The following is a 24,535-nucleotide window of genomic DNA, read 5'->3' on the forward strand; positions in this document are numbered from 1 at the left end:
GTGAGAGCCGTTAAGCAATAGTCATTTTTCGCGTTATAACATTTGCAGAGCCGATCCGGTTTGGGTAATGTGCTCTTCTGCTTTTTCACCTCTGGCATTAGAGAACAGTTATGAGACTGGGTATTGCTTTCCCCATCATCGTATTTATCGTCGCTGTCGCATTTCTCAGTTGGTTTATTATCGGTGGCTACGCTACGCCGGGCTAATAGCGGCATTCATTCCTGCCATCGTCTCCGCGATAAAAATCCTGTATTCGCCGTCAAGCATTGCTACAATCTCGCTTTAGCGCCCATATCTGTTGGTCAGGCATGCCTGATTGACGTTGAACACCTGAATTGAGCCTTTTTTTCATGTCGCAAAATCAAGAAATTACCAAAAAAGAACAATACAATCTGAACAAGCTGCAAAAACGTCTGCGCCGTAATGTGGGCGAAGCGATTGCCGACTTCAATATGATTGAAGAAGGCGACCGCATCATGGTCTGTCTCTCCGGCGGTAAAGACAGCTATACCATGCTGGAAATTCTGCGCAATCTGCAACAAAGCGCGCCGATCAATTTCAGCCTTGTGGCGGTCAACCTCGATCAGAAACAGCCGGGCTTTCCGGAACACATTCTGCCAGCTTACCTGGACCAGCAGGGTGTCGAATATAAGATCGTCGAAGAGAACACCTACGGGATCGTAAAAGAGAAAATTCCGGAAGGGAAAACCACCTGTTCGCTCTGCTCACGCCTGCGTCGCGGCATTTTGTACCGTACGGCCACTGAGCTGGGTGCCACTAAGATCGCGCTGGGCCATCACCGTGACGACATTTTGCAAACGCTGTTCCTGAACATGTTCTATGGCGGCAAAATGAAAGGCATGCCGCCCAAGCTGATGAGCGATGATGGCAAACATATCGTGATTCGCCCGCTCGCTTACTGCCGCGAGAAAGATATCGAGCGTTTTGCCGAAGCAAAAGCATTCCCTATCATTCCCTGCAACCTGTGCGGTTCACAGCCGAACCTGCAACGTCAGGTTATTGCCGATATGTTGCGCGACTGGGATAAACGTTATCCTGGGCGTATTGAGACGATGTTCAGTGCGATGCAAAACGTCGTGCCTTCACATCTGAGCGATACCACCCTGTTTGATTTCAAATCTATTCATCACGGTTCTGCGGTAGTGGACGGTGGCGACCTCGCCTTTGACCGCGAAGAGATCCCTTTACGGCCAGCAGGCTGGCAGCCTGATGAAGACGACGGCGATTTCGCTGCCAGTCGCCTCGATATACTTGAAATCAAGTAAGCCATCAGCCCTCTTTCACAGAGGGCTTTTTTCTATCTATGCGGTGGTGGATCGACAATCGGCCGAGGGTCCGGGTCGAACGGCGGGTCGGGAATAGGCTGCGGTTTTGGTATAGGGTCAGGCACTGGAACCGGATCTGTTGGAAGTGGGTCGCTCATCTGCTGTGGGGTTAATATACGCATTTTCGCCTCCTTCTTTCGCGTTGCCATCCTTTAAGGGTAGACCGGACAAACTGAGAGGCAAAAAAAAAGCCGACTCTTTTAAGTCGGCGTCGTACGAATCAATTGTGCTATGCAGTAATTCAAAAAAGGAAGTAAGACAATATGGAGCGCAACGCCCATCGCTTGACGTTGCATTCACCTGCGAGTGCAATATTGCACTGGTTGCGTAGAGCATTTATTGATATCGCTCAAAGTAAACGGCGTTTTTATGTTCAATTTTTGTTAAAAAAGTGAAATTTTACAGCCATTTACTACGATGCAACCACCAGGTAACACCCCCTATCAGGATGACCAACATAATGCAGAAAAGTGCGAAGCCAAATCGCCAGCCACCGCCGGGTATTCCGCCTAAATTGACACCGAACAACCCGGTCAAAAAGGTGCTGGGCAGGAAGACCATTGCCATCAACGACATGGTGTAAGTTCTGCGCGCTAACGACTCCTGCATCACCTGCGTGATTTCATCCGTCATCACTGCCGTGCGCGCGATACAGGCATCAATCTCATCAAGTCCCCGCCCCAGTCGGTCTGCAATATCTTGCATACGACGACGCTGATCGTCGGTCATCCACGGCAGCCGCTCGCTGGCCAGACGGGCAAAAACATCGCGCTGTGGCGCCATATAGCGACGCATCACGATCAACTGTTTACGCAGTAATGCAAGGAAACCTCTGGGGGGAATCTCCTGATCAAGCAAATTGTCTTCAAGGTCGATAATCTTATCGTGTAGCTCTTCAATAAACTCGCTGGCATGGTCGGTCAATGCATCACAAACATCCACCAGCCAGCCGCCGCAGTCCGTCGGCCCGGTCCCTTCCTCCAGGTCGCTCACGACATCATCCAGCGCCAGCACCTTACGCTGACGCGTTGAGATAATCATCCGTTCATCCATATAAACACGCACGGCCACTAACTGGTCCGGGCGCTCGTCTGTGCTGCCGTTAATGCAGCGCAGCGTGATAAGCGTACCTTCCCCTACGCGACTGACACGTGGACGCAGGCTTTCACCGGCAAGCGCGTTACGCACGCTATTAGGTAACTGCGGCGTTGATGCGAGCCATTGCGCGCTCTCCTGATTGGTATAATTCAGGTGCAGCCAGCAAGGATGCTGTGCATCAATCACATCATCCGGTTCCAGCGGTTTGACTCCGCCCTTTCCATCCAGACGCCAGGCGAAAACCGCATCCGGAATATCAACATCCGTTCCTTTGATCGCTTCCACAGCGCCTCCCAATCAACATAAGTGCTGTTGTCAGTCTAGCTCTCTGCGCCCGTTAAGCAACCATCATGCTGAATTCGTTATAAATATTAAAAAAAAGCCCGCATGAGCGGGCCAGAGGCGGGATGACCTGAAAATTAGAACGAATGCCAGTAATTTTCCTGGTTACCGATAGCAGGGCTTGCCTGACGATTTCTACGATTTTCGGAAGGAACGCTTGAGGGTGTCGTAACGGGACCAGTGTCTGTTACCTGGTTGTCCGCCAGACGGAACTTAGAGGTACGAGCCTGCAGTTCGATAACCCGGTTTTTCAGAATGTCAGAAGAACCCGCCAGTTCTTCTACCATAGTGACATTACTCTGCGTCACTTTTTCCAGCTCAGACAGTGCCAGTGTAATCTGCGAAATGCCTTTTTCTTGCTCCAGGGTCGATACAGCAATTTCACCCATTAACTTGCTGACCACACTCGCACCGGAGACAATTTCATGCATATTTTGTTCGGCCTGGTTGACGACTGTCGCCCCTTGCGTGACGTTTTCCGTGGTGACGGCAATCAGCGACTTAATATTTTTGGCCGCTTCGGCGCTGCGGTGCGCCAGGCCTCTGACTTCTCCTGCTACCACAGAGAAGCCTTTACCGTGATCCCCCGCTCTTGCCGCTTCCACAGCAGCGTTCAGCGCGAGAATATTTGTCTGAAAAGCAATGCCATCAATAAGGGAGATGATATCTGCCATTTGGCCCGCACAGTCAGTAATGGACTGCATATTTTTCGCCACCTGCCCCATCAAGTCGCCGCCTTTTCGCGCATTCGCACTGGCATCGTTCGCCCGGGTACTGGCAAGCCGCGTGTTTTCGGCATTATTTTGGGTACTACTGGCTATCTGTTCCATACTGGCCGCTGTCTGCACCAGTGCCGCAGATTGCTCTTCAGTTTTAACCGACAGCTCGCCGCTTCGAGATGCCAGTTGATCGGAGAGATCCATTGCGTTCTGTGAAGAGAGACGAATTTCATTAACCAGCGTTGCGATACTTGCAGAAAGGCTATTAATGCCTGGAATTAAGCGCCCGGCACAATTGTTGCCAAATTCGGGAATCGTAATCGACAGGTTGCCAGCGGTCACCTCTTCGATACTTTTCTTCACCGTATTAATTGGCGTGACTAAATAATACGTCATATACAGCCAAAGCAAACTCAATGTTGCTACCGAAACCACGCTAATTGCTGTAAATAAGGCCATGTTTTTTGAGATGGCGATTACTAAAAGGTCGATGATGAAAAAAGAGACAATCAGGAATGATAATATAAAGCTTCTTACACTAATATTTTTAAGCATGGGGGCACCAACAATACTTCGCGAGGGATAATATTCTTATAGCATTCGAAAATAACTTTTTCACCCCGAATTTGATCGTAAGACATGTTTAGCTTACCTTCACTTAAATTTAACTTAAGGGCGACATTAAAATCCAAAAACCCAGAGATACAGCAAATTTTAAAGTTAAGATATCTAAATAACTTGTCATATCAGGAGGTAATCCGCCATACAAAAAGCAGCTTTACATCTCTATAATTTAATCCATCACGCCACTTAAATTATATTTAAGCCGTGCTAAAATGATTCATAACCCTAAAGTTGTTTATGTGAATGCCGATAATAATAATTTACTTTTAATTCAACTTAAATAGCAGTATAAATAATAAATACTTCCAACAACATAAATTCGCCAGGTTAGCTGCTAGAATAAAAATTAGAATTAACTCTTTCCTTTTCAGCGGGCGTGAAATGCATAATGCTTTATGTATCGTGGGATCCCATACTTATCGGTATTTCTTTTGTTGTGGCGTTCATTGCCTCATTTGTGGCGTTGGATAGCGCCAGCAAAATTTTTTCATCCACCGTTCGCGGCGCGCTGTTCTGGCGACTCTGTGGCGGTGCGACACTAGGCATGGGAATCTGGTCAATGCATTTTGTTGGTATGCTGGCGATGCGCATGCCTATCGTGATGCATTACGACCTGGTGTTAACCATTGCTTCATTCGTTGTTGCCTTAATTGCCGCAACACTGGCCATCAACGTTGTTGTCAGCGAAGAGATACTGCCCTTTAAACGTCTTATCCTGGCGACCTGTTTATTGTGTCTGGGCATAGTGGGAATGCATGCTCTCGGTATGGCCGCCCTCACCGATTACGTCACTCTCTACTGGAACACGCCGCGTCTCATCCTCTCTGTAACCATTGCTTTTTTTTCCTCCGGTTTTTCGCTATGGCTTGCCTTTGTTCGCCAGGTCAACCATCACGGCGCATTTATCTATCGGGTTTTCGCTGGTCTCGTTCTCGGTATCACGATATGCGCCATGCATTATGTGGCGATGAGCGCCGTTGAGTTTAGCAATGGTAAAGACAGCGCTGGAATTATTGTTCGCAGTACTGCCTATTACTCTACGCATACCAGCGTGAGCGAAGCCGGTCTTTCAATTTGGGTCTCGACCTCCACGCTGATTGTACTGGGAATAATGCTGTTTATTTCACTCATTGACTCCCAGATCCGCACCTCGCGACTCACAGAGAGCCTGCGTCAGTTAAACCATCAACTGGAGATGCAGGCCCATTTCGACCCCCTGACCAACCTGGCAAATCGGATCCAATTCGATATTTTACTGGATGCTTGCCTTGCCAGCGCAGCAGCCCAGCGGCAGCGATTTGCCGTATTGTTTATGGATCTTGACCGTTTTAAGCAGGTCAATGATGCCTTTGGACACCACATTGGCGATTTATTATTGAAGTCCGTCGCCGTAAGACTTTCGACCTGCGTCAATGCAAAAATGACGCTGGCGCGCCTTGGGGGCGATGAGTTTATTTTGCTGGTACCTGATTGTATAGATGAGGAAATCACCATACTGGCAAAAAGACTGGTAGACACTATTCATTTTCCATTTTACGAACAAGGGCATGTCATAAACGTGTCATTAAGTGTGGGCATCAGTTTTTATCCCCTGCACGGTGACACCGTTCAGGATCTGAAATTTAAAGCGGACGCCGCGATGTATCGTGTCAAACAAAATGGGCGTAATGGCTGGGAAGTCTGGCATCCGGCAATAACTCACAATGCGGCAAACACTCCTTTTTTCCTCTCTGATATATCAATCAATCAAAAGTAAAATTTGCTTATTGCAACGATACATATCAATTCACATTTTTTTGCGTTAGATTTTCCTCAAGCCTGATAATAAAACTGCCGAAAACGCTATTATTCGATAAGTTACAAAGACTAAAGCGACGCGCACGATAAGGGGATAAATCCATGCTTACAGATCGCCTGGATGCGCTAAACCTGTTGACAACACCCGTTTGGGTGATTTCACCTGAAACAGAAGAATTGCTCTTCACCAACGCAGTGGCGAAGAAATTGACCGCTGAGCGTTCAGTACGGGAATTGCGAACCGGTACATATTCGGCATATGCACATCACAGCCTGGCCATGTACCTGCCAGGTCTCAGGAATCAACACAATATTATCGAAGTCTGGACTGTTCACATGGATGGCGAAGAGGTGAGTTTAAGTTGTAAAGCCTCCCTGCGCGAAATCAGTGGCATAGGTGAAGTGATATTTTTTGAAGGATTATCCTCGGGAACATCCGCCAGAGTTAAAGCCAGCCGCTCAACAACATACCGCCATCGCAAACAGGGCTTTTATGCCCGTTTTTTCTATACCAACTCCGCACCTATCCTGCTTATCGACCCCGCCAGAGATGGCCTGATCGTTGATGCCAATCTCGCTGCACTGCGTTTTTACGGCTACTCGTACGATGAGATGTGCCAAAAACACACCTGGGAGATCAACACCCTCGGACGTGGTATTTTGCCAGTGATGGCTGAAATCGCCCATCTGCCTGGCGGCCATAAGCCGCTCAATTTTGTACATAAGCTGGCTGATGGCTCAACCCGCCATGTTCAGACCTATGCTGGCCCGGTTGAAATCTATAATGACCGACTGATGCTATGCATTATTCACGATATCACTGAGCAGAAACGCCTTGAGCAGGAACTGGAATATGCCGCGCACCGCGATTTACTCACCGGTTTACTCAATCGCCGACAGTTCTACCATCTGACTGAACAGATTATGCCGACCGCGTTCGATTTCAACCTGTTGCTGGTCGATACCGACCACTTTAAACGCATCAATGATCAATACGGGCATCAGAAAGGTGATGAAGTCCTGATACAACTTTCCCGCACGCTTGAGCAACATTGCCGTCACGGAGATTATGTTTTCCGCTGGGGCGGCGAAGAGTTTCTGTTGCTGTTGCCCCATACGACAGAGGAAACCGCTGTTGGCATCGCTGAACAGTTACGTCAGGCCGTCGCCAGTATCAATATTCCCCAACTTCCGGGATGCACTGTAAGTATTGGCGTGGCTCGCCATCTGGCGGGAGAATCGCTGGACGATCTGTTTAAGCGTGTGGATGAAGCGCTGTACCGTGCAAAAAACAGTGGGCGTAATAAAGTGCTGGCAGCCTGAATTCGTGACAAAAAAATGCGCCCTTGCGAGGGCGCTTTTCAACGATGGGCGTTATTTAGTGGATGCCCATCCGCCAGGCAAAATCGATCTCTTCTTTTAGCTCGCTATGCGAGAGCGTCAGCAAATCCGCGAATTCCAGCCTGAGTTGTTTTAATTTCTTAAGGTATTGCGCAGGCGTCAATCCGCTTTTATCGCGACGGAGATATTCAATTGCCAACTGAGTGGGGTCTAATTCGGTGTGCATATAATCCTCATGTGTGGTTAAAACATAATCACTATAACACATTATTTCGACCATTTTTTGACCAAAGTCGTATGCGCGTTCGTCTCCACGCTTCACATTCCTTCGATGGCAGGCATCGGCCTATGGGTAAACGGGGAAAATGCGGCGCTGGCGCTGCATAAGCGCCAGCGGAGATGTCGAAAGACGTTATACCCGTCAGAAAACTCAGTGCTTAATCAAATACATTGTGCGTGTATACGCCACATCTTCCGGGTTAGTGATGGGATAGCCTTTAAGCCATGGCTTAATCAGGCGACCATTGGTGTATTGATAGATAGGAATGATGGGTGCTTTTTCCGCGATGATCTTCTCAGCCGTATTGTAATCCGCATTACGGGCTTCAGCCTGTGTCTCCTGCGCAGCCTGATTCATGACCTTGTCATATGCCGGATCGTTAAAACGCGCGATGTTGCCACTATGGGTAGATGTTAACAGCGACAGAAAGGTAGACGGTTCATTGTAATCCCCCACCCATGAGGCGCGGATAACATCAAAGTTGCCGGTATTACGGCTATCGATATACGTTTTCCACTCCTGGTTTTGCAGTTTGACATCAATGCCCAGATTCTTTTTCCACATCGATGCCACCGCAATCGCGATTTTCTGATGCGTTTCGGAGGTGTTATACAATAACGTCAATTCCAGCGGACGTTGTGGGCCATAGCCCGCGGCCTGGAGCAGGGTTTTCGCCTGGGCATTGAGCTCCGCCTGGCTCATCTTTTCCAGCGCCGAAGGCTGTGGTTTAAAGCCTGCGGTAACGTCCGGTGTGAATCGCCAGGCCGGTTTTTCCCCGGTTCCCAGCACCTTCTCAGCCATCACGCGGCGGTCTACGGTCATACTCAGCGCCAGACGTACGCGCGGATCGGCTGTCGGTCCTTTTTGCGTATTAAGGGCATAGTAATAGGTGCCGAGCTGCGGCGGGGTATAAACCTGGCCGGGAATCTCCTTGAGCAATTTCTGGTACTGATTTTTCGGGAAGGACTCCGTGATATCAATTCCCCCGGCAAGATAGCGATTTGTCGCCGCCGTTTCCTGATTGATCGGTACAAATGTCACTTTCTGAATGACGGTTTTACGGTTATCCCAGTAATGGGTATTCGGTTTGAGTTCAATTTTCTCATTCACCACCCGGTTTTCCAGCACATAAGCGCCATTGCCGACCAGGTTGCCTGGACGCGTCCAGTCAGCGCCGCTTTCAACATTGGCTTTCTGCACCGGGTAAAACGCAAAATTCGCAGCAAGGTTCGCAAACCATGGCAACGGCTTATCGAGTTGCACCCGCAACGTATGGGCATCGACCGCCGTCACGCCAAGTTTATCCGGCGTCGCCTTGCCATCAACGATATCCTGCGCGTGGGTGATTCCTGCAAGCGCCGCAAACCAGGCAAAAGGTGACGTTGTTTTCGGATCGACCAGGCGCTGCCAGCTATAAACAAAATCTTGTGCGGTGACCGGCGTGCCGTCGGACCATTTTGCATCATTACGCAGGGAGAATGTCCAGACGCGGTTATCGCTGGTCTGCCATTTGGTGGCCACGCCAGGGATGATGTCGCCTTTCTCATTCTGATTGACCAGGCCTTCGTACAGATCGCGAATGACCTGAATCTCCGGCAGCCCTACCGCCTTCGCCGGGTCAAGCGATGCGGGTTCGTCTTTAATATGGCGAACCAACTCCTGTTTCTGAGCCAGCACTGTGCCCTGCGGAACATCCGCAGCCCAGGGCGATGAGGAAAAACCACAGAGTAAAAGCGCACAACTGAGCAACGAGACAGGATGCTTCATGAGATCCCCTTTTATGTTTTGAAGCAAAACGAAAGATGAGGTAATTATTTGTTTTAGAAAGAGCGAATGCAAATTTTCGTCGATGGAAAGTTGACGGCTATTCCTTTTTGCCTGAATACAGCAATAATTTGCCCAGGCGAGAAATATGCCCAACACTTGCAATAAGCCAACCAGAATAAGGATGACTATGCCTGCTTCACGCCCACGCCCGGAACGGGGCGCCTTTCCTTCCGGTAGCGAATATTACGGACACTCTCTGTTAGGTGCCCCGCTCATTTGGTTTCCGGCAACCGAAGCTTCACATGCCAGCGGGCTTATCATTGCGGGAACCCATGGTGATGAAAACTCTTCTATTGTGACGCTTTCCTGCGCCTTGCGGACATTGAAACCAGAACTTCGTCGACACCATGTTGTGCTGGCCGTCAATCCGGATGGTTGCCAGCTTGGCCTGCGTGCGAATGCCAGCGGCGTGGATTTGAATCGTAATTTTCCGGCCGCAAACTGGAAACCCGGCGAAACGGTTTATCGCTGGAACAGCGCCGCCGAAGCGCGTGATGTGGTGTTATCGACAGGTGATGCCCCCGGCTCCGAACCCGAAACTAAAGCATTGTGCCAGTTGATTCACCAGGTCCGCCCCGCCTGGGTGGTGTCGTTTCACGATCCGCTGGCCTGTGTGGAAGATCCACGCAACAGCGCCTTTGGTCAGTGGCTGGCGCAGGCGTTTAATTTACCGCTGGTCACCAGTGTCGGCTACGAAACACCCGGCTCTTTCGGTAGTTGGTGCGCAGATATGAATTTGCACTGCATCACACTGGAATTCCCGCCAGTTTCAGCCGATGAAGCCAGCGAGAAATACCTCAGCGCGATGACAGCGCTACTGCGTCATGATGTGGAGAGATGAAGCTGACCAGGGGTGAATTGCAGCGACGGTTCGACATCTACCGCAAGCCAGGTAGGGCCGTCGAGATCGGCAAAGCGAACCTCACCCACCAAAGGTAGTGCCGCGGCAATGGCGCGTGAAGTACAGATCATGCAGCCCAACATCAGGCCAAAACCCTGCTCGTGCGCCGCACGGGCTAACGCCAGCGCTTCTGTCAACCCGCCGGTTTTATCGAGCTTGATATTAACCATCTCATAGCGCCCCGCCAGCGCGGCGAGATCCCGTTGCGTGTGGCAACTTTCATCGGCACAGATGGGCAAAGGATGGATAAAGTTATCCAGCGCGGCATCATCGCCTGCCGGAAGAGGCTGTTCGAGCATTGCCACGCCAAGATCGGCCAGAAGCTGGCAACGGGCAGCAAGACCTTCACTTTGCCAGGCCTCATTGGCATCAACGATCAACGTGGCTTCCGGTGCAGCGGCACGTATTGCCACCAGCCTTTCGCTGATCAAATGATCGTCAAGCTTCACCTTAAGCAACCTTGCCCCCGTCTCCCACAGCGCCGAGGCACTGGCGGCCATTTGCTCAGGCGTACCGATGACCACGGTTTGCGCAGTAGTGACTGTGGCGGGCAATGTCACTCCCACATACTGCCCGAGCGTCATTCCCTGTCGCCGGGCTTCCAGATCCCAAAGCGCACAGTCGACGGCGTTACGCGCCGCACCTGCAGGAAGCAGTGTCTGGAGTTCTTCACGGGTCAAACGATTTTCCAGTTGCGGCAGGATCGTCATAATCTGCGCAATCACCGAAGCCTCGCTCTCGCCATAACGGGGATATGGCGTGCATTCACCTACGGCTTTGACGCCGTCTTCTTCCAGTTCAACAACCACTACCCGAGCCTCGCTGCGCGCACCTCGAGCAATGACAAATGGCGTGTGTAACGGCCAGGTTTCATCATAAACCTTAACGCTTCTCATCCCTTTCTCCTCTGCCGCCTTTTCCACGATTATAGATGTGAAATTAGGTTTGCCGTGGTCCTTGCTTTCAGAATACACTAGCGACGAAGTTAACTATATGTAAACAGGAAGATATATATGTCACAGCTTGTCCATTTCCAGGGTAATCCAGTTTCCGTTGCCGGTAAGATTCCGCAGGTCGGTTCCAAAGCCGCACCGTTCTCTCTCGTGGCGAAAGACCTGTCTGACGTTGCATTAAGCCAGTTTGCAGGAAAACGTAAAGTTCTGAACATTTTCCCGAGCATTGATACCGGCGTATGCGCCGCATCTGTGCGTAAATTTAACGAATTGGCAACAGGCGTAAACGACACTGTCGTTCTGTGCATTTCCGCTGACCTGCCATTCGCCCAGTCTCGCTTCTGCGGTGCGGAAGGTCTGAGCAATGTGATCACCCTCTCCACGCTGCGTAACGCTGAGTTTCTGGAAAACTACGGTGTGGGCATTTCCGAAGGCGCGCTGAAAGGTCTGGCGGCACGAGCTGTGGTGGTCATTGACGAAAACGACAATGTCATTTTCAGCCAACTGGTGAATGAAATCACCAACGAGCCTGACTATGCTGCCGCACTTGAAGTGCTGAAAGGCTAATAAAGTCTGCCCGGTAACGCGCTTTTTACCGGGCAATTCGTATTACTCGTCACCCTTCTTCTGGCTCAAACCATATTCCCGTAGTTTATTCGCGATCGCCGTATGCGAGACGCCAAGGCGCTTTGCCAGCTTACGCGTGCTGGGGAAACTGCGATAAAGCTGTGTCAGTACCGAGCGCTCAAAGCGGCTGGTGATCTCATCAAGCGACCCTTCCATCGCATCTTCGCCGACAGGCAGGGTAGCGGCATCAAAGTCCGGCAGCAGAATATCCTGTGAGCGTAGCTCGTAGCCTTCCAGTTGGGTAAGCGCACGGTAAATCGCGTTTTTCAACTGACGAACGTTGCCCGGCCAGCCATAACGGGTCAGAACATTACCCAGATCGGCCGACAATTTAGGCCGGGGAACGCCCTGCTCATCGGCAAAACGGGCAACAAAGAGTTCGGTCAGCGGCATGATATCCTGCGGACGCTCCCGCAACGGCGGTAGATTCAGCGTCAGAACATTCAGGCGATAATAGAGATCTTCGCGGAACATCCCCTTTTGCACCAGCTCCACCAGGTTGCGCTGGGTGGCGCAAATCACCCGCACATCGACGTGTACCTCATGGTCTTCCCCAACCCGGCGGAAAGTCCCGTCATTGAGAAAACGCAGCAGTTTAACCTGCATTCGCGCCGACATTTCGCCGATTTCATCCAACAACACAGAACCGCCATTCGCCTGTTCAAAAAAACCCTTTTTCCCTTCCGGGGCATGGCCAAACAGTTCACTTTCGACGGCATCTTCCGGAATCGACGCGCAGTTCAGCGCCAGGTAGGGTTTCGCCGCACGCGGACTGGCCATATGACAGGCTCGGGCCAGCAAATCTTTACCCGTCCCCGTGTCACCGGTAATCAGTAGCGGTGCCGTAAGTGTTGCCAGCTTCCGGGCCTGCTCCATCACCTGGCGCATCTTCGGACTGACGGCGACAATCTGGCTGAAAGCGCCCAGATCCTGTTGCGAAAGGTTTTGTAACTGACGTCCCATTCGGACGGTGGAACGCAGCATCACCACCGCGCCGGTCAGAACCGGTTCGCCGGATTCGCCTTCCAGATGGACCGGGGTGATTTCCATCAGGAAATTTTGCCCATTAATGGCAACATGTTCGCTATGAGAGTTGTGCGGGTTGCTTTCCAGCCAGCGCGTGAAATTGAAACCGGAAATGAGCTGTACCGCGTTGTGATTGCGCAGTTTGCTCTGGTCCAGCGCAAATAGCTGGCAACTCGCCGGGTTCGCCAGTTCAATCTTCCCTTTCATATCCAGCGATAAAACGGGTTCCGGCAGCGCCTCCAGCACCGCGCTCAGCGCACGATGCTCACGCTCGGAAGGCATCCACAGCACGGTGCGCACGTCGGTTACGCCAGGGATACGGCGGATCTCTGCCATCAGGCTGCTGAATGTATTGAACTCCAGAGCAGCAAAATTCAGGTAGATGCGCCCGACAGGGTCTATCTCGATTCCGCGTAAATCAATGCCGCGTAACACCAGTAAATCCAGCAGTTCGCGTGTCAGACCGAGTCGGTCTTCACAAAAGACTTCAAGACGCATGGAAATATCACCCCAGATAATCAACGAATGCCGGGATAATATGTCAGTTCCTCTCTGGCAGGAAGATGTCTGTCAAGAAATATTGACAGCATGGCGGAAAAGTGGGCGCTGTGCCGTAAAGTTAAACGCGCAGCGCGCAATTTATAGTCCAACAAGGCTTTCCAGGGGAATGCCAAACTGACAGTGGAGTTTTCGAATCATCGGTAACGTCAGATTGCGCTTACCGTTCAGAATTTCGTATACCCGGTTCGATTTGCCAATTGCAGACTCCAGATCGCTGACGGTCAATCCTTGCTGCTCCATCCTGAATTTTATGGCTTCAATCGGATCAGGAGGATCGATTGGATAATGTTTTTTTTCATACTCTTCGATAAGCAAACACATCACCTCAAAGTAATCACCCTCAGGTGTGTTCATTTGAGGTTCATTGTCGAACATAGGGGCAACCGCTTTTAACGCGGCTTCGTAATCCTGTTCCGTTTTGATTAACTTGATTTGCATACAGATTACCCTCGTTCAACGTTGTCTGCATCGACAACATCATATTCATGATGTGTGCCTATAAATTTCACAAACACCCAGCCTCGTTGATACGCAATCGAGACAATTAAAACGGTAGTCGTTACCTTTAATGTTGAACACGACCCTCCGGTTTTTGAGGATGCTTGCACTACGGTATTGAGATTTAATGTCTGCAGGCGTTTTCCATTCAGCCTGCTGAACCTCATCGTGCCATGCTTTTAAGGACTGTTCCGCATCCGGATGTGTCGTCCAAAAATCTCTGAGCGCTTTGATGGATATGATCTTCATTGAATTATCCCTGTCCCATCGTGGGACCCTATCCATTTTATCCCAAAATGGGACTTCTGTAAAAACAACCACAGTAAACTTAACGGCAAGAGAGAACTATCCATCTCGCTTCGACGCTTTGCCTTTTTGCACCGTCTCTTTGAGCTGCACCACCAACTGACGACGAAAATCGCCAAGACGCGGTTTGTCATCGCCAAGCCACGGTAACGGGCGGCACAGTTCCATGGCTTTGATGCCTAATCGGGCAGTCAACAGGCCAGCGCCAATCCCCTGCGCGGCACGGGCGGAAAGACGTGCGGCAAGGTCTTGCGACATCCAGTCCATGCCCACTTCACGCACCATTTCACTGGCGCCGGCAAAGGCAATATTGAGCAGCACCAGGCGAAACAGACGCAGTCGACTGTAATACCCCAGCTCAATACCATAAAGCGTGGCAATGCGGTTAATCAGACGCAGATTGCGCCAGGCGATAAACGCCATATCCACCAGCGCAAGCGGACTGACGGCAATCATTAATGTTGACTCAGCCGCGGAGCGACTGATTTCACGCCGCGCCTGGTTATCCAATACAGGCTGGACGATATGGGCATACAGCGAGACCACTTCCCTGTCATTTTGTGTCTCATGAATCGCAGCATACCAGCGCTGGAGTGCAGGATGCGCATGGTCTAGCCCGGCCTGGCGCGCCAGATTTTCACAAAATGCGCGCCCTTTCCCTGTACCGTGGCTGTGAAGCAGTTCCCGCGCCTCGTCTCGTGCCTGGGCTCGCTGCCGCAATCGCCATAGCCGACGCCACTCCGTCGCCACAGACCCAACGCCCGCACCGACAATCAATGCACCAGCGGCACACCCGCCCATGGCGACCCAGTCCTGAGTTTGCCAGGCATTCATCGCCCATTGCACGCCCTGACCGACAACGCTTGCGCCAAACAGCGCCATCCCGGTGAGCACCATTTTGCGCCACAGGCTGCGTTTCGGGTGCAGCGCCGCTTCTACTGCGGCTTCTGCCGGGCCTTCTTCGCGGATCTCGTCGGGATTGACTGGCGCGAAGTTATCAGCCAGATCGTCGCTGAATGTTTGCGCGGCCTTGACCTGCATGACGGTCTCCGCTTCCAGCGGCCCGGCAAAATCGATACGCGGTTTGAGGGGTTCACTCATCGCAATTTATCTCCCAATAAAAATTCCAGCGCAGCGTCCAGACGGATATGCGGCAATGGCTTATCCACATCCAGCGCCTGAGGGCGGAAGGACTCAAACTGAAACCCTTGTTTTTCCCAGAATGCCTGGCCTGGCAGACGCGCCGGCACCTCACCGGGGTAAAATGTCAGGGGAGAATCATCGCTCAGCCGGTGGCCACGTAAGGCGGGAATTTTCTCGCCATTAACATCAATCAAGCCACTCTGTGTCGCCTGGACAGAGGCCAGACCAACGCAGTCCATGCTGATCCCTTCAAACGCGGCGTTTTGCCACGCATCCTGAATCAGTTGCTGGAGCAACGACACCATATTGGCATGCTGGTCGAGCGTGACATGATCCGCCTTTGTGGCGGCAAATAGCAGCTTATCGATAACCGGCGAGAACAGACGGCGAAACAGCGTCCGCTGACCGTAGTGAAAGCTTTGCATCAGTTGCGTCAGCGCCAGACGCATATCATTAAAGGCTTGTGGCCCGCTGTTGAGCGGTTGCAGGCAATCCACCAGCACAATCTGGCGGTCAAAACGCAGGAAGTAATTTTTATAAAAATCCTTCACCACATGTTCGCAATAGTAGTTAAACCGCTCGCGCAGCATGCCCGCGTTAGTGTGTTTGCCCGCCTGCGCCAGTCTGGCTTCCCCCGTTTCGTCCACATTGGGCCATGGGAAAAATTGCAATGCAGGTGCGCCGGCCATATCACCGGGCAGAACAAAACGCCCCGGCTGAATAAAATGCAGCCCTTCGCGTTTGCACTGATGCAAATAATCTGTCCAGGCAGCGGCAATGTCTGCCAGACGGTTTTCATCGGCAGGCGCTAAAGGATCCAGCCCTTCACACAAGGCCTGCCACTTCTGCGACCATTCGCCACGTTGTCCCTGTAACAGGCCGCGCATCTGTCGTGACCAGCTTAGATAATCCTGAGCCAGCATCGGCAAATCCAGCAGCCATTCCCCTGGATAATCGACAATTTCCAGATACAGCGTGGAGGTCTCTTTAAAATGGCGCAGCAGCGACTCCTGCGACCGGAAGCGCAGCGCGAGTCGAATCTCGCTGACACCGCGTGTCGGGGTTGGCCAGACGGGTGGCGTACCATAAAGCTGCGCAAGCCCTTCGTCATAGGTAAAACGCGGAATACCAAAATCACGTTGAGGAACGCGTTTAACACCAAGCAGCCGCTCTTCACGTACCGCGCTAAACAAGGGAAGCCGCGCGCCTGCGTGAACGTTAAGTAATTGATTCACCATTGCGGTGATAAACGCCGTCTTTCCGCTGCGACTAAGCCCCGTAACGGCTAACCGCAGATGGCGATCCATTCCCCGGTTTACCAGGGCATTAAGTTCATTTTTCCAGCGTTCAATCGTCATTCCGTGCCGCCATGAAATCAGAAAATTTATTCATAGGATATATGAGATGAGGTGCACTTCGGCAGATATCAACGGTAGCGAGGCGAATGCCCCGCCGCCAGAAGGTTTATTTGGAGGTAACGACAGGCTTATTCAGACCGGCTATACCGCCCATATTGATGACATGCTGGTAACCCATTTGCTGTAATGCCTCCTGGGCCAGCGTCGCCTGACGCCCGGAATTGCAGTACAGGTACAGGGTGTCCTCTTTTGCCAGTGGCGAGAAGGTTCCGGCCTGAATATCACTGAGCGGTATGTTCAGTGCGCCCTGAATATGTTCGTGCTGATACTGCTCCGGGATCCGTACGTCGATCCAGTGCTCCGCGGCAAAAGTGGGTGTGCTGGCAGCGAGCGCAGCGGCGATAACCGTTTGTTTTAACATCTTTCCTTCCTTTGGTTTTGTTAATTCCTTCGCCAACTATACGCCCGGCCACAACCCGGTTGTAGCGCTGTTATCGCATTTTGCGCACGGGTTACTTCATAAAGCGTTTCGAGAATCGGCTCGCCGCGCGATTGAGCAACGGTTCAAGCGCAAAAGCCAACAACATTTTTACCGGGCGGCGCGCCACCGATTTCACCGCCCAGCCTGCAACTCCTGCCGGGCCATAGCGCAACGCGGCCAGCAGGACAACTTTCCCGGCGATTTTCATCCCCGGTTTAACTTTCTGTGTGGCCTGTCGCCAGGTTGCCATTGCCTGATACCTCTTCATTAAAGCTGTCGGAAACGACTGCGCAGAGAGAACGTGTCGGAGGTGACATAACGCTCCATCTGGCGCAGACGACGCTCACCGGCTTCCAGTTCCGCGTCCACGGCATCCAGAAGCTGGCTGCTGGTTGGTGTATTTTCGGCATCCACTGCGCTCTCCGGCATCGGGTCCAGAACGAAGGTCATAACGATATAGACCACCACAACCGGGAAAAATAGCCCGAACAGCATGGCCAGCACTGTTATCAAACGGATCAACTTCACTGGTACATCCAGGTAATGCGCAACGCCGGCGCACACCCCTTTCACCATGCCTTCCTGTGGGATACGCCATAATTTTTTATTGCTGTTTAAACCTGCCATCAGCGATCTCTCCAGTTCGGATGCTCTGCATCAAGAATGTCTTCCAGCGCCTGAATACGTTCACGCATTCGCCGTGCATCGTCGGTCAGTTGCACCAGCCGTTGCTGCTCACTTTGCGGTAGTTCACCGCGTGAGGTACGGTTGTTGTAATGGAGCCATAACCAGACCGGCAAAATAAACAGAACGAATAACGTCAGGGGAATGGCCAGAAAAAGCGCGCTCATGTGTACTCCTTACAGGTGATAATGGGGCGACATCTCCCGATGCCGCCTGCAATGTCTTGCAAAAATGTTATTGATTATCTTGTTTCATTTTTGCTTTCAGTTGCGCCAGTTGTTCGCTGATTTCGTCATCCGCTTTCAGTTCAGAGAACTGCTGATCCAGCGTTTTGTGTTTACCAAAACCATGACTTTCCGCTTCGGCTTCCATCTGGTCAATACGACGTTCGAAAGACTCAAAACGGGCCATCGCTTCATCAATCTTGCCGCTATCAAGCTGGCGACGCACATCGCGGGACGAGCTCGCCGCCTGGTGGCGTAAAGAGAGCGCCTGCTGGCGTGCGCGCGTTTCGCTGAGTTTGCTCTCCAGCTCGCCAATCTCTTTTTTCATCCGGGCGAGAGTTTCATCAACCTGCACCACTTCCTGCTCCAGCGTATCGATAAGCGCCGTCACTTTCTGCTTCTCGATCAGCGCCGCACGCGCCAGATCGTCTTTATCTTTGCGCAGAGCCAGCTCGGCTTTTTCCTGCCATTCAACCTGTTGCGCGGTCGCCTGCTCAACGCGGCGTACGAGCTGTTTTTTCTCTGCCAGCGCACGGGCTGAGGTTGAACGTACTTCGACCAGCGTGTCTTCCATTTCCTGAATCATCAGACGCACCAGCTTTTGCGGATCCTCAGCGCGCTCCAGCAGCGAGTTGATGTTGGCGTTCACGATGTCGGCAAAACGAGAAAAAATACCCATAATCTGTTCCTCTTAATTTCTGTAATCGGGCCTTGCCCTGCTATCAAGTATTACAATCTTCGTGCCAATTTTTTAATTTATTGATTTTAAAAGAAACACTCTATTTTACCGTTGCGCATTTTTAGTTTAGAGTGGTGAATAACGCTAACAAGTGGCGAAATTCATCATGGCTGAACAAAGAGACAATCTGCTGGGCGAGTCCAACAGCTTTATTGAGGTGCTGGAACAGGTTTCGCGTCTGGCGCCGCTCGATAAACCGGTACTTATCATCGGTGAACGCGGCACAGGGAAAGAGTTAATCGCCAACCGTCTGCACTATCTGTCGAGCCGCTGGCAAGGGCCGTTTATCTCCCTCAATTGCGCTGCCCTTAATGAAAATCTGCTTGATACCGAGCTGTTTGGTCATGAAGCGGGCGCCTTCACCGGTGCGCAAAAACGTCATCCAGGTCGATTTGAGCGCGCCGACGGCGGCACCCTGTTTCTTGATGAGCTTGCCACCGCCCCGATGCTGGTTCAGGAAAAACTGCTGCGCGTAATTGAATACGGTGAACTGGAGCGCGTCGGCGGCAGCCAGCCTCTGCAGGTGAATGTACGCCTGGTGTGCGCCACCAACGCCAACCTGCCGGAGATGGTTTATAAAGGCACTTTCCGCGCCGACTTACTGGACCGTCTGGCCTTTGATGTGGTGCAACTTCCCCCGTTACGCCAGCGCCAGAGCGATATCATGCTGATGGCCGATCACTTTGCCATCCAAATGTGCCGCGAACTTAAATTGCCGCTGTTTGCCGGATTTACAGAGCGCGCGCGCGAAACATTGATGCGTTATAACTGGCCGGGGAATATTCGCGAGCTTAAAAACGTCGTTGAACGCTCGGTTTACCGGCACGGGACAAGCGAAACGCCACTTGATGAGATCATCATTGACCCCTTTAACAACGAGACGCCAATCGTTGAAGCGGTTTTGCCTGAGTCGGGCGGTTTACCGACGCTGCCTGTCGACCTCCGCCAGTTCCAGCATCAGCAGGAACGCGAGTTACTGGTAAACAGCTTGCAGCAGGCAAAATTTAATCAGAAACGGGCGGCGGAGCTGTTGGGGTTGACCTATCACCAGTTGCGGGCACTGCTGAAAAAGCACCAGATAAGCTGAAATCGCTGACAATAACAGCAGTCGTTATCAGACATTTGTACGAAGCTATGGCAAGTGCGATACACTTTGCACATGAACCTAAAATCGTTGAATAAAACATGCGTCTGCTTTCCCCTTTCCTGCTAATCACCGCGAGCCTGTGGGCCGGTATTGCGCACTCTGCTTCACCGCAGGCGGCGACTGCCGATATTCGCGACAGTGGCTTCGTTTATTGCGTCAACGGGCAAGTGAGCACATTTAATCCACAGAAAGCGGGCAGCGGCCTGATTGTCGATACGCTGGCAGCGCAACTTTATGACCGCCTGCTGGACGTTGACCCCTATACCTACCGCCTGGTGCCCGAACTGGCGGAAAGCTGGGAAGTGATGGATAACGGTGCGACCTACCGCTTCCACCTGCGTGATGGCGTTGCTTTCCAGACGACGCAGTGGTTCAAGCCCAAACGTAATTTCAACGCAGACGACGTCGTTTTTACCTTTCAGCGCATTTTTGATCGCGACAACCCCTGGCATAACGTTAACGGCACCAACTTCCCATATTTCGACAGTCTGCAATTCGCTGATTCTGTGCAAAGCGTGCGTAAGCTCGATAGCCACACCGTCGAGTTTCGTCTGCGCCAACCAGACGCCTCCTTCTTATGGCATCTGGCGACTCACTACGCCTCGGTGATGTCTGCGGAGTATGCGGCAATGCTGGCAAAATCCGACCGTCAGGAACTTCTTGATCGCCAGCCCGTCGGCACCGGACCGTTCCAGTTAGCAGAGTACCGCGCCGGGCAGTATGTCAGGTTACAACGTCACGCCCATTTTTGGCGTGGCACACCGCTGATGCCACAAGTGGTGGTGGATCTGGGTTCCGGTGGTACAGGCCGACTCTCGAAATTATTGACCGGTGAGTGCGATGTGCTGGCCTGGCCTGCCGCGAGTCAGTTAACCATTTTGCGTGACGACCCGCGCCTGCGCCTGACCCTGCGTCCGGGCATGAATATCGCCTATCTGGCGTTTAATACTGATAAAGCGCCGCTCAATAACCCGGAAGTTCGCCATGCGCTGGCCTTATCGATTAACAACCAGCGCCTGATGCAGTCCATCTATTACGGCACGGCCGAAACGGCGGCATCGATTTTACCACGCGCGTCCTGGGCTTATGACGGTGAAGCCAGGGTTACCGAATACGATCCGGAGAAAGCGCGAAAACGTCTTAAAGAGCTGGGGCTGGAAAACCTGACGCTGCATTTATGGGTGCCGACCACGTCGCAGGCCTGGAACCCCAGTCCGCTCAAAACAGCAGAACTGATTCAGGCCGATATGGCGCAGGTTGGCGTGAAGGTGGTGATTGTTCCCGTTGAAGGCCGTTTCCAGGAGGCGCGTCTGATGGACATGAACCATGACCTCACCCTCTCTGGCTGGGCAACCGACAGTAATGATCCGGACAGTTTCTTTCGTCCGTTATTGAGCTGCGCGGCTATCGATTCCCAAACCAATTTCGCCCACTGGTGTAACCGCGAATTTGACAGCGTCCTGCAAAAAGCGCTGGCGTCGCAGCAGCTTGCCTCGCGCATTGATGCCTACGATGAGGCGCAAAACATTCTGGCGCAGGAACTGCCGGTACTGCCGCTCGCCTCATCGCTTCGTCTGCAGGCCTATCGCTACGATATTAAAGGGCTGGTGCTGAGCCCGTTTGGCAGCGCCTCGTTTGCCGGGGTGACGCGGGAAAAAGAAGAAGAGGTGAAAAAACCATGATCATTTTTACCTTACGCCGCCTGTTGCTCCTGCTGGTGACGCTCTTTCTGCTGACTTTTATCGGCTTTAGTTTGAGCTATTTCACCCCCCATGCGCCATTGCAGGGCGCCTCGCTGTGGAACGCCTGGGTTTTTTGGTTTAACGGGCTACTGCACTGGGATTTTGGCGTGTCGAGCATCAATGGTCAGTTGATTTCTGAACAACTGAAAGAGGTTTTCCCGGCAACCATGGAACTGTGCATCCTCGCCTTTGGCTTTGCCTTGCTGGTGGGTATTCCCATAGGCATGATGGCAGGCATTATGCGCAATAAGTGGCAGGATAAATTGATAAGCGCCATCGCCCTGCTCGGCTTCTCCATTCCTGTATTCTGGCTGGCGCTGCTCTTAACACTGTTCTTCTCGCTGACTCTGGGCTGGCTGCCGGTTTCTGGCCGCTTCGATCTGCTCTACGAAGTGAAGTCTGTTACCGGGTTCGCTATCCTCGATGCATGGCTTTCTGATTCGCCGTGGCGTGACGAGATGATTATCAGCGCCATCCGTCATATGGTGTTGCCGGTTCTGACACTCGCGGTTGCTCCAACCACCGAAGTCATTCGTTTAATGCGTATCAGCACCATTGACGTTTTCGACAAAAATTATATTAAGGCCGCCGCCACGCGTGGTATGTCACGCCTGACTATTTTGCGCCGCCACGTTCTGCATAATGCCCTGCCGCCGGTCATCCCACGCCTGGGATTGCAGTTTTCGACCATGCTGACGCTGGCGATGATTACCGAAATGGTCTTCAGTTGGCCAGGCCTGGGGCGCTGGGTCATCAACGCAATCCGCCAGCAAGATTATGCGGCAATTTCTGCCGGGGTAATGGTGATAGGCTCACTGGTTATCATCGTGAACGTGCTTTCTGACATTCTGGGCGCACTGGCGAACCCGTTGAAACATAAGGAATGGTATGCCTTACGATAGCGTCTATAGCGAAAAGCGCCCGCCCAGCACCCTGCTCACCGCGTGGCGAAAATTCTATGGCGACACGCCGGCAATGATCGGCCTGTACGGCTGTGCGGCGCTGGCGGTGTTATGCGTGTTCGGTGGCTGGTTTGCGCCCTACGGCATTGATCAGCAATTTTTGGGCTACCAATTGTTGCCGCCGTCCTGGTCACGCTATGGCGAGGTCTCTTTCTTTCTCGGCACCGATGACCTGGGGCGCGATGTGTTAAGCCGTTTACTGAGCGGCGCGGCCCCCACTGTCGGGGGCGCGTTTGTGGTGACGCTCGCCGCCACGCTCGTTGGGCTGGTGTTGGGCGTCTTCGCCGGGGCGACCCATGGTCTGCGCTCAGCGGTACTAAACCATATTCTCGACACCCTGCTCTCTATTCCGTCGCTGCTGTTGGCCATCATTGTGGTGGCCTTCGCCGGGCCGCACCTTTCTCATGCCATGTTTGCCGTATGGCTGGCGCTCCTGCCGCGCATGGTGAGGTCGGTTTACAGCCTGGTGCATGATGAACTGGAAAAGGAGTATGTTATTGCCGCCCGTCTTGATGGCGCATCCACGCTGAATATTCTGTGGTTTGCCGTGCTGCCAAACATGACCGCCGGGCTGGTCACCGAAATTACCCGTTCGCTGTCGATGGCCATTCTGGATATCGCGGCGCTGGGCTTCCTCGATTTAGGCGCACAGCTCCCTTCCCCGGAATGGGGCGCCATGCTCGGTGATGCACTGGAACTCATTTATGTTGCCCCCTGGACAGTAATGCTACCGGGTGCTGCAATTATGTTGAGCGTTTTGTTAGTCAATCTGCTGGGCGATGGTATTCGCCGCGCGATTAATGCGGGGGTGGAATAATGCCACTGCTGGATATTCGCAATCTGACCATTGAAGTGAAGACCGGTGACGATTGGGTTAAGGCCGTTGACCGGGTCAGTCTGACGCTGGCCGAAGGGGAAATCCGCGGTCTGGTGGGTGAATCCGGTTCAGGTAAGAGCCTTATCGCCAAAGCCATTTGCGGGGTGACGAAAGAGAACTGGCGGGTGACCGCCGACCGTATGCGTTTTGATGATATCGATCTGATGCGGCTTTCCGCGCGCGAGCGGCGCAAGCTGCTTGGCCATAACGTCTCCATGATTTTTCAGGAGCCGCAGTCGTGTCTCGACCCGTCTGAACGAATTGGCAAACAGTTGATGCAAAATATCCCCGGCTGGACGTGGAAAGGCGGCTTCTTCCGTCGTTTTGGCTGGCGCAAACAGCGCGCTATTGAGCTGCTGCACCGGGTGGGCATTAAAGATCATAAAGACGCGATGCGCAGCTTCCCCTATGAGCTGACCGAAGGGGAATGCCAGAAAGTGATGATCGCTATCGCACTGGCCAACCAACCACGCCTGCTGATTGCCGATGAACCGACAAACGCCATGGAGCCGACAACGCAGGCGCAAATCTTCCGTCTGTTAACTCGACTAAACCAGAACAACAACACCACCATTTTGTTGATCAGTCATGACTTACAGATGCTGAGTAAATGGGCCGACCGCATTAATGTCATGTACTGTGGGCAAACCGTGGAGACCGCACCAAGCGAAGAACTGGTGACGACACCGCATCATCCTTATACCCAGGCGTTGATTCGCGCCATTCCTGATTTTGGCAGTGCCATGCCGCATAAAAGCCGCCTGAACACCATGCCGGGTGCCATTCCGTTGCTCGAACATCTGCCGATCGGCTGTCGCCTTGGGCCGCGCTGTCCTTATGCCCAGCGTAAATGTGTAGAAAGACCGCGTCTGAGTGGTGCGAAAAACCATCTGTATGCCTGTCATTTCCCGTTGAATATGGAGAGAGAGTGA

Annotated in this window: 26 protein-coding genes and 1 pseudogene; 11 read left to right on the forward strand and 16 right to left on the reverse strand. The window is 52.3% G+C overall.

Going from position 1 to position 24,535, the window contains the following annotated elements; genetic code table 11:
* Window positions 1-110: 110 nt before the first annotated feature.
* Both ABIB59_RS16520 and ttcA read left to right on the forward strand, forming a co-directional pair.
* On the forward strand, window positions 111-206 hold the full coding sequence (locus ABIB59_RS16520) for a YoaK family small membrane protein (RefSeq protein WP_139153700.1): 96 nt from the start codon (window positions 111-113) through the stop codon (window positions 204-206).
* A gap of 144 nt (window positions 207-350) precedes the next feature.
* On the forward strand, window positions 351-1,286 hold the full coding sequence (ttcA, locus tag ABIB59_RS16525) for a tRNA 2-thiocytidine(32) synthetase TtcA (protein ID WP_039076966.1): 936 nt from the start codon (window positions 351-353) through the stop codon (window positions 1,284-1,286).
* Window positions 1,287-1,318: 32 nt separating this feature from the next.
* Here ttcA and ynaL read toward each other — a convergent pair whose 3' ends face one another.
* The 3 genes from ynaL to ABIB59_RS16535 form a co-directional block, all read right to left on the reverse strand.
* Complete coding sequence (ynaL, locus tag ABIB59_RS26420) at window positions 1,319-1,468, reverse strand: proline-rich small protein YnaL (protein ID WP_463366365.1); 150 nt, start codon at window positions 1,466-1,468, stop codon at window positions 1,319-1,321.
* A gap of 277 nt (window positions 1,469-1,745) precedes the next feature.
* Window positions 1,746-2,729 carry a zinc transporter ZntB gene (gene zntB, locus ABIB59_RS16530; protein ID WP_039076965.1) on the reverse strand — a complete coding sequence of 328 codons (984 nt, stop codon included), beginning with the start codon at window positions 2,727-2,729 and terminating at the stop codon, window positions 1,746-1,748.
* A 134-nt stretch (window positions 2,730-2,863) separates the two neighbouring features.
* On the reverse strand, window positions 2,864-4,060 hold the full coding sequence (locus ABIB59_RS16535) for a methyl-accepting chemotaxis protein (RefSeq protein WP_039076964.1): 1,197 nt from the start codon (window positions 4,058-4,060) through the stop codon (window positions 2,864-2,866).
* A 457-nt stretch (window positions 4,061-4,517) separates the two neighbouring features.
* Here ABIB59_RS16535 and ABIB59_RS16540 point away from each other — a divergent pair, with 457 nt between their 5' ends.
* Together ABIB59_RS16540 and ABIB59_RS16545 are read left to right on the forward strand one after the other, a co-directional pair.
* On the forward strand, window positions 4,518-5,885 hold the full coding sequence (locus ABIB59_RS16540; RefSeq protein WP_354036219.1) for an MHYT domain-containing protein: 1,368 nt from the start codon (window positions 4,518-4,520) through the stop codon (window positions 5,883-5,885).
* A 143-nt stretch (window positions 5,886-6,028) separates the two neighbouring features.
* A complete protein-coding gene (locus ABIB59_RS16545; protein ID WP_354036221.1) occupies window positions 6,029-7,249 on the forward strand; it encodes a GGDEF domain-containing protein in 1,221 nt (406 codons plus the stop codon).
* A 55-nt stretch (window positions 7,250-7,304) separates the two neighbouring features.
* Here ABIB59_RS16545 and ABIB59_RS16550 read toward each other — a convergent pair whose 3' ends face one another.
* Window positions 7,305-7,493, reverse strand: coding sequence for a YdiH family protein (locus ABIB59_RS16550; protein WP_071194313.1), 189 nt, complete (start codon window positions 7,491-7,493; stop codon window positions 7,305-7,307).
* A 204-nt stretch (window positions 7,494-7,697) separates the two neighbouring features.
* Window positions 7,698-9,314, reverse strand: coding sequence for a peptide ABC transporter substrate-binding protein (locus tag ABIB59_RS16555; RefSeq protein ID WP_039076962.1), 1,617 nt, complete (start codon window positions 9,312-9,314; stop codon window positions 7,698-7,700).
* Window positions 9,315-9,501: 187 nt separating this feature from the next.
* Between ABIB59_RS16555 and mpaA the strand changes: the two genes are divergently transcribed.
* Window positions 9,502-10,215 carry a murein tripeptide amidase MpaA gene (gene mpaA / locus ABIB59_RS16560; protein ID WP_039076961.1) on the forward strand — a complete coding sequence of 238 codons (714 nt, stop codon included), beginning with the start codon at window positions 9,502-9,504 and terminating at the stop codon, window positions 10,213-10,215.
* Here mpaA and ycjG read toward each other — a convergent pair.
* Window positions 10,197-11,171 carry an L-Ala-D/L-Glu epimerase gene (gene ycjG, locus ABIB59_RS16565; RefSeq protein WP_107223057.1) on the reverse strand — a complete coding sequence of 325 codons (975 nt, stop codon included), beginning with the start codon at window positions 11,169-11,171 and terminating at the stop codon, window positions 10,197-10,199. The two genes, mpaA and ycjG, sit on opposite strands and share 19 nt — an antisense overlap.
* A gap of 117 nt (window positions 11,172-11,288) precedes the next feature.
* On the opposite strand from ycjG, the gene tpx reads away from it, so the two are divergent.
* Entirely contained in the window at window positions 11,289-11,795 is a 507-nt protein-coding gene (gene tpx / locus ABIB59_RS16570) for a thiol peroxidase (RefSeq protein ID WP_039076959.1), read from the forward strand.
* 42 nt (window positions 11,796-11,837) lie between these two features.
* Here the strand turns inward: tpx and tyrR are convergent, their stop codons facing one another.
* From tyrR to pspA, 10 genes and pseudogenes are all read right to left on the reverse strand, one after another.
* Window positions 11,838-13,379, reverse strand: coding sequence for a transcriptional regulator TyrR (gene tyrR, locus ABIB59_RS16575; protein WP_039076990.1), 1,542 nt, complete (start codon window positions 13,377-13,379; stop codon window positions 11,838-11,840).
* A gap of 141 nt (window positions 13,380-13,520) precedes the next feature.
* Entirely contained in the window at window positions 13,521-13,880 is a 360-nt protein-coding gene (locus tag ABIB59_RS16580) for a helix-turn-helix domain-containing protein (RefSeq protein WP_079497513.1), read from the reverse strand.
* Window positions 13,881-13,885: 5 nt separating this feature from the next.
* Window positions 13,886-14,189, reverse strand: a pseudogene (locus ABIB59_RS16585) (type II toxin-antitoxin system HigB family toxin).
* 96 nt (window positions 14,190-14,285) lie between these two features.
* On the reverse strand, window positions 14,286-15,347 hold the full coding sequence (locus ABIB59_RS16590; RefSeq protein WP_222556112.1) for a YcjF family protein: 1,062 nt from the start codon (window positions 15,345-15,347) through the stop codon (window positions 14,286-14,288).
* Window positions 15,344-16,741, reverse strand: coding sequence for a YcjX family GTP-binding protein (locus tag ABIB59_RS16595; RefSeq protein ID WP_354036363.1), 1,398 nt, complete (start codon window positions 16,739-16,741; stop codon window positions 15,344-15,346). Before ABIB59_RS16595 ends, ABIB59_RS16590 begins: the two co-directional genes overlap by 4 nt.
* A gap of 112 nt (window positions 16,742-16,853) precedes the next feature.
* Entirely contained in the window at window positions 16,854-17,168 is a 315-nt protein-coding gene (pspE, locus tag ABIB59_RS16600) for a thiosulfate sulfurtransferase PspE (protein ID WP_079497516.1), read from the reverse strand.
* A 91-nt stretch (window positions 17,169-17,259) separates the two neighbouring features.
* Window positions 17,260-17,478 carry a phage shock protein PspD gene (gene pspD / locus ABIB59_RS16605; RefSeq protein ID WP_039076956.1) on the reverse strand — a complete coding sequence of 73 codons (219 nt, stop codon included), beginning with the start codon at window positions 17,476-17,478 and terminating at the stop codon, window positions 17,260-17,262.
* A 17-nt stretch (window positions 17,479-17,495) separates the two neighbouring features.
* The gene (gene pspC, locus ABIB59_RS16610) at window positions 17,496-17,855 is read right to left on the reverse strand and encodes an envelope stress response membrane protein PspC (protein ID WP_071194094.1); all 360 of its coding nucleotides are present in this window, start codon (window positions 17,853-17,855) and stop codon (window positions 17,496-17,498) included.
* Window positions 17,855-18,079, reverse strand: a complete 225-nt coding sequence (gene pspB / locus ABIB59_RS16615; protein WP_039076954.1) for an envelope stress response membrane protein PspB — start codon at window positions 18,077-18,079, stop codon at window positions 17,855-17,857. Before pspB ends, pspC begins: the two co-directional genes overlap by 1 nt.
* 67 nt (window positions 18,080-18,146) lie before the next feature.
* Entirely contained in the window at window positions 18,147-18,815 is a 669-nt protein-coding gene (gene pspA / locus ABIB59_RS16620; protein WP_039076953.1) for a phage shock protein PspA, read from the reverse strand.
* Window positions 18,816-18,981: 166 nt separating this feature from the next.
* On the opposite strand from pspA, the gene pspF reads away from it, so the two are divergent.
* From pspF to sapD, 5 genes are all read left to right on the forward strand, one after another.
* A complete protein-coding gene (gene pspF / locus ABIB59_RS16625) occupies window positions 18,982-19,962 on the forward strand; it encodes a phage shock protein operon transcriptional activator (RefSeq protein ID WP_039076952.1) in 981 nt (326 codons plus the stop codon).
* Window positions 19,963-20,060: 98 nt separating this feature from the next.
* Window positions 20,061-21,704, forward strand: a complete 1,644-nt coding sequence (sapA, locus tag ABIB59_RS16630) for an ABC transporter substrate-binding protein SapA (protein WP_039076951.1) — start codon at window positions 20,061-20,063, stop codon at window positions 21,702-21,704.
* On the forward strand, window positions 21,701-22,666 hold the full coding sequence (sapB, locus tag ABIB59_RS16635) for a putrescine export ABC transporter permease SapB (RefSeq protein WP_071194092.1): 966 nt from the start codon (window positions 21,701-21,703) through the stop codon (window positions 22,664-22,666). Before sapA ends, sapB begins: the two co-directional genes overlap by 4 nt.
* Window positions 22,653-23,543: a putrescine export ABC transporter permease SapC gene (gene sapC, locus ABIB59_RS16640; RefSeq protein WP_039076949.1), complete on the forward strand. Its 891-nt coding sequence runs from the start codon at window positions 22,653-22,655 to the stop codon at window positions 23,541-23,543. The genes sapB and sapC overlap by 14 nt, the downstream gene beginning before the upstream one ends.
* Window positions 23,543-24,535, forward strand: a complete 993-nt coding sequence (sapD, locus tag ABIB59_RS16645; protein ID WP_039076948.1) for a putrescine export ABC transporter ATP-binding protein SapD — start codon at window positions 23,543-23,545, stop codon at window positions 24,533-24,535. Before sapC ends, sapD begins: the two co-directional genes overlap by 1 nt.

It is taken from the genome of Citrobacter sp. UYEF32, from assembly GCF_040546205.1.
Classification (GTDB): Bacteria; Pseudomonadota; Gammaproteobacteria; order Enterobacterales; family Enterobacteriaceae; genus Phytobacter; species Phytobacter diazotrophicus.

Bases quoted from the DNA above. Each gene is read 5' to 3' on its own strand.
- pspC (WP_071194094.1), bottom strand. From the start codon at position 17,855: ATGGCAGGTTTAAACAGCAATAAAAAATTATGGCGTATCCCACAGGAA.
- ttcA (WP_039076966.1), top strand. From the start codon at position 351: ATGTCGCAAAATCAAGAAATTACCAAAAAAGAACAATACAATCTGAAC.
- ynaL (WP_463366365.1), bottom strand. From the start codon at position 1,468: ATGCGTATATTAACCCCACAGCAGATGAGCGACCCACTTCCAACAGAT.
- pspD (WP_039076956.1), bottom strand. From the start codon at position 17,478: ATGGCAACCTGGCGACAGGCCACACAGAAAGTTAAACCGGGGATGAAA.
- ABIB59_RS16535 (WP_039076964.1), bottom strand. From the start codon at position 4,060: ATGCTTAAAAATATTAGTGTAAGAAGCTTTATATTATCATTCCTGATT.
- mpaA (WP_039076961.1), top strand. From the start codon at position 9,502: ATGCCTGCTTCACGCCCACGCCCGGAACGGGGCGCCTTTCCTTCCGGT.
- pspA (WP_039076953.1), bottom strand. From the start codon at position 18,815: ATGGGTATTTTTTCTCGTTTTGCCGACATCGTGAACGCCAACATCAAC.
- ABIB59_RS16520 (WP_139153700.1), top strand. From the start codon at position 111: ATGAGACTGGGTATTGCTTTCCCCATCATCGTATTTATCGTCGCTGTC.
- ABIB59_RS16580 (WP_079497513.1), bottom strand. From the start codon at position 13,880: ATGCAAATCAAGTTAATCAAAACGGAACAGGATTACGAAGCCGCGTTA.
- ABIB59_RS16550 (WP_071194313.1), bottom strand. From the start codon at position 7,493: ATGCACACCGAATTAGACCCCACTCAGTTGGCAATTGAATATCTCCGT.
- tpx (WP_039076959.1), top strand. From the start codon at position 11,289: ATGTCACAGCTTGTCCATTTCCAGGGTAATCCAGTTTCCGTTGCCGGT.
- ABIB59_RS16555 (WP_039076962.1), bottom strand. From the start codon at position 9,314: ATGAAGCATCCTGTCTCGTTGCTCAGTTGTGCGCTTTTACTCTGTGGT.
- sapD (WP_039076948.1), top strand. From the start codon at position 23,543: ATGCCACTGCTGGATATTCGCAATCTGACCATTGAAGTGAAGACCGGT.
- sapB (WP_071194092.1), top strand. From the start codon at position 21,701: ATGATCATTTTTACCTTACGCCGCCTGTTGCTCCTGCTGGTGACGCTC.
- tyrR (WP_039076990.1), bottom strand. From the start codon at position 13,379: ATGCGTCTTGAAGTCTTTTGTGAAGACCGACTCGGTCTGACACGCGAA.
- pspF (WP_039076952.1), top strand. From the start codon at position 18,982: ATGGCTGAACAAAGAGACAATCTGCTGGGCGAGTCCAACAGCTTTATT.
- ABIB59_RS16590 (WP_222556112.1), bottom strand. From the start codon at position 15,347: ATGAGTGAACCCCTCAAACCGCGTATCGATTTTGCCGGGCCGCTGGAA.
- ABIB59_RS16540 (WP_354036219.1), top strand. From the start codon at position 4,518: ATGCTTTATGTATCGTGGGATCCCATACTTATCGGTATTTCTTTTGTT.
- ABIB59_RS16545 (WP_354036221.1), top strand. From the start codon at position 6,029: ATGCTTACAGATCGCCTGGATGCGCTAAACCTGTTGACAACACCCGTT.
- pspB (WP_039076954.1), bottom strand. From the start codon at position 18,079: ATGAGCGCGCTTTTTCTGGCCATTCCCCTGACGTTATTCGTTCTGTTT.
- sapC (WP_039076949.1), top strand. From the start codon at position 22,653: ATGCCTTACGATAGCGTCTATAGCGAAAAGCGCCCGCCCAGCACCCTG.
- pspE (WP_079497516.1), bottom strand. From the start codon at position 17,168: ATGTTAAAACAAACGGTTATCGCCGCTGCGCTCGCTGCCAGCACACCC.
- sapA (WP_039076951.1), top strand. From the start codon at position 20,061: ATGCGTCTGCTTTCCCCTTTCCTGCTAATCACCGCGAGCCTGTGGGCC.
- ycjG (WP_107223057.1), bottom strand. From the start codon at position 11,171: ATGAGAAGCGTTAAGGTTTATGATGAAACCTGGCCGTTACACACGCCA.